Raw genomic sequence first — 3,049 nt, 5'->3', positions numbered from 1 at the left:
AGTAAACTTCCTCGAACAAAAGGCGCTAAGGTAGAACTAAATTTACCGTCCCTTTCAGGAATTTTACCAGTTAATCTTGACTATTATACCTACGCTGGGTCTTTAACTACTCCCCCTTGCAGCGAAGGAGTTCAGTTTTATATTCTGAAGGATCCGGTTTCAATTTCAGCTGAGCAATTAAGCAACTTTCAAAAGCTTTACCCAATGAATGCTCGGCCATTGCAGCCTCTTAATGAGCGTGTGATTAAATCTAGTAATTAATTCGTTCATAGCTTGTTATTAATAGCTAATTCTAGCTGCCGTGGTTTATAGTAGTTGATATTATTTTGGTGAAATGAATATTGGCCGCATGCCCTGGCTCCTTGTTTCCCTAATGATGTTTGCTCATCTATTGCCTCGCCCAGTGCAGGCGATAGATGAGTTGCATGTGTTGCTGCCGGTGCTGCGCCAAAAACTAACTGTGCAGCTCAAAGAACTTGCTAGCCCTGATGCACTTTGGGCTGGCAACAGCGACCTTGCCGAGTTAAACCGCGCCACAAACGGTAGTTATGCCAGCTCTCTGCTGCAATTGCTAAACAGCCCTCTGCCTATTCAAAAAGATTTTGATAGCGCTATGGCGCGTCAAGGTGAGGTATTACTTGGAAGTTTGCTTGAAGTGGATGCTTCTCAACCAAACTTGTTAAAAACAGATCCTGTTTTAGCTGGCATCAAGGCCGCTCAAGCTAAATATGAACAGGTTTCATTGCTAAATGTATTGCAGGAAATCCCTGGAAAAAGCGTAACAGTGCGATTAGATCGTGCTTTGCCTTTTATTAAGCGTTTACAAGGGCAGCAGCTTGCCGCAGCAGAACTGATTCCAAATTTCAATAAGGCAGCGCCTGCTCCTGCTCCTCTTTTGGCGCCGGGTAAGTTTGCAACCCAAACAAGTGTTGTGCTGCTGCCAGCTACTGAAAATCTCAATGAACCTTTAGAGGTAACCGTTGTGCGTCCGCTGGATAAGCCCAGCTTGCCGCCTGTTGTTATCTCCCATGGATTATGGGATTCCCCCAGCAGCTTCTTGGGTTGGGCTCAACATTTGGCTTCCCATGGGGCAGCTGTTTTCTTGCCCCGTCATGCCGGGAGTGATCGCAATCAGCAAGCTGAAATGTTGGCTGGCCATGCAGCGCCGCCAGCACCTGTTGAATTCCTCAGGCGCCCTACTGAGGTGAAAGCAGTTTTAGATGCTTTAGAAACTGGCAAAATCCCAGGGGCGGCTGGCGTTAGCCCTCGCAATGTGGTTTTTATCGGCCACTCTTGGGGCGCCACCACCGCTTTGCAATTAGCTGGAGCCCGCAGCGTTGCTTCCGATTTGTGGAATGCTTGCAAAGATCCTGAACATCCAAAACGCAACCTCAGCTGGGTATTGCAATGCAGTTTTCTGCCAGCGGCAGTGGCGGGTTCATTTGCTGATCCCCGCATCAGCCGTGTGGTGGCGGTAAGTCCACCGCAGGCTTTGGTTTTTGCTGCCGGTATTTCAGATTTAAAGCTGCCGGTTTTAGTGGTATCAGGTAGCAGTGATCTGGTGGTACCGCCAAAACCAGAAGCACTGCTTCCATTTTCCCAATATCCAAAAAATGGCAGCCAGCTAGTGATAGCCGAGCGGGGTACCCACTTCAACTTGCCCGCGGGGGCTGATTCAAATGGCGGTCCGTTGCGGGCTTTGCTGCTCCAATGGCTAATTGCAAAACCGTTTGATGCAAGCACTGGCATAACAGATCCGGCCAGTTTGCAATTAAGGCTTGGCGGCGGAACTTAGAAATGAAGTTAGAAACGGGATTTACAAGTTTGATTGCCTACGCCACTGCTGGTGATCCAGGCGCTCTGCCATTTGGCCTTGATATGGTTAATTTACAAAATAGTGCACTGCTTTACCTTGGCTTATCAGGGTTGGTTTTTATTATAATTTGGATACTTGGTTTTAGAAAAGGTTAATTAGTTTCAAGTATTAAATCTAATTGTTTTTCAGCCGCTTCTTCACTAATAAAGCCATAAGCTTGAAATAAGGCCGGATCTTGATGGGCAATTTGTTGCTTACCATTAATTTGTACCACTTCAAAACCTGCTTCAGCCATACGGCGCATCAACTTTGCTGCTTCTTCAAAGCGGGCTGCCATCGCCGCTAAACTACTGCAATCTTGGGTTAATCCTTTTTCCTTCCAGGTGAAATAGGGCATTTGTTTTATGGCCTCAGCACTAAGCCAAGCAGCACTAATATTAAACTAACACCCCAAAAACTAACTACCACCTGCAGTTCAGGCCAGCCCCCTTCTTCAAAATGATGATGTAAAGGTGCCATGCGAAATAAGCGATGCCCTTGGCCATCACTGCCTTTTGTTGCCTTAAATACCCACACCTGCAAAATCACAGATAGCGATTCCGCAAGCAACACTCCACCCATTAGTAACAAAGGCCAAAGGCTGTTTGAAAGCAGCGCGATAGCACTAAGGGCTGCCCCCATCGCTAATGAACCCGTATCTCCCATAAATACTTGGGCAGGATTGCGGTTGTGTAATAAAAAGCCGAGCCAGGCCCCTGCTAATGCAGCGCAAAAACCTGCAAGGGCTGGATCACCGCTATTACCCCGCAGCATCAGCTGCAGCCCTAAACCCATAAATACAATTGCCCCAACGCCAGCGGCTAAACCATCGAGGCCATCGGTGAGATTTGTGGCATTACTTTCAGCTAAAAACACAAATAAGGCCAGGGGCCAAATCAATAACCCAAGTGGTAACCACCAACCAAAAGGTAAGGCGATCCCCCCCGGTAGGGCCCTATGCAGAGCGGCCCAAAGCAAAAATAGGCCAGCGGCTAGGGCCTGCAACAACAACTTGCCTTTGGGGCTTAGGCCTTTATTTGTTTGTTTTGTGAGGCTGCGCCAATCATCTATTCCGCCAATTACTAAAAAGGCAAGCGTTACAAGCGCCACGGGCATTAGGCGTTGATCTCCAGGGCTTACCAAGCCCCCCACCAACACTCCGCAGGGCACTAGCAATAAACCACCCATGGTGGG

At 48.0% G+C, this 3,049-nt stretch carries 5 protein-coding genes; 3 read left to right on the top strand and 2 right to left on the bottom strand.

Annotated elements, in window-relative coordinates; genetic code table 11:
- The 3 genes from KB557_RS10305 to KB557_RS10295 form a co-directional block, all read left to right on the top strand.
- Positions 1-261: carbonic anhydrase family protein (locus tag KB557_RS10305; RefSeq protein ID WP_255133918.1), on the top strand; the 261-nt coding region annotated here is incomplete at its 5' end.
- Positions 262-334: 73 nt separating this feature from the next.
- A complete protein-coding gene (locus KB557_RS10300; RefSeq protein ID WP_255133916.1) occupies positions 335-1,795 on the top strand; it encodes an alpha/beta fold hydrolase in 1,461 nt (486 codons plus the stop codon).
- A 2-nt stretch (positions 1,796-1,797) separates the two neighbouring features.
- Positions 1,798-1,971, top strand: coding sequence for a cytochrome B6 (locus KB557_RS10295; protein ID WP_255133914.1), 174 nt, complete (start codon positions 1,798-1,800; stop codon positions 1,969-1,971).
- On the opposite strand, the gene KB557_RS10290 is transcribed toward KB557_RS10295, so the two are convergent.
- Both KB557_RS10290 and mraY read right to left on the bottom strand, forming a co-directional pair.
- On the bottom strand, positions 1,968-2,153 hold the full coding sequence (locus KB557_RS10290; protein WP_399218993.1) for a hypothetical protein: 186 nt from the start codon (positions 2,151-2,153) through the stop codon (positions 1,968-1,970). The genes KB557_RS10295 and KB557_RS10290 overlap by 4 nt on opposite strands.
- A 65-nt stretch (positions 2,154-2,218) precedes the next feature.
- A partial coding sequence (gene mraY, locus KB557_RS10285; RefSeq protein WP_255133910.1) for a phospho-N-acetylmuramoyl-pentapeptide-transferase occupies positions 2,219-3,049 on the bottom strand: 831 nt, incomplete at its 5' end.

It is taken from the genome of Synechococcus sp. Cruz CV12-2-Slac-r (genome assembly GCF_024346075.1).
GTDB lineage: Bacteria > Cyanobacteriota > Cyanobacteriia > PCC-6307 > Cyanobiaceae > Synechococcus_D.
Note: the sequence above shows the minus strand (reverse complement) of the source record. Positions and strands in the feature narration are given on the sequence as shown.

Coding starts and splice junctions, on each gene's coding strand:
- KB557_RS10300 (WP_255133916.1), top strand. CDS start 335: ATGAATATTGGCCGCATGCCCTGGCTCCTTGTTTCCCTAATGATGTTT.
- KB557_RS10295 (WP_255133914.1), top strand. CDS start 1,798: ATGAAGTTAGAAACGGGATTTACAAGTTTGATTGCCTACGCCACTGCT.
- KB557_RS10290 (WP_399218993.1), bottom strand. CDS start 2,153: ATGGCAGCCCGCTTTGAAGAAGCAGCAAAGTTGATGCGCCGTATGGCT.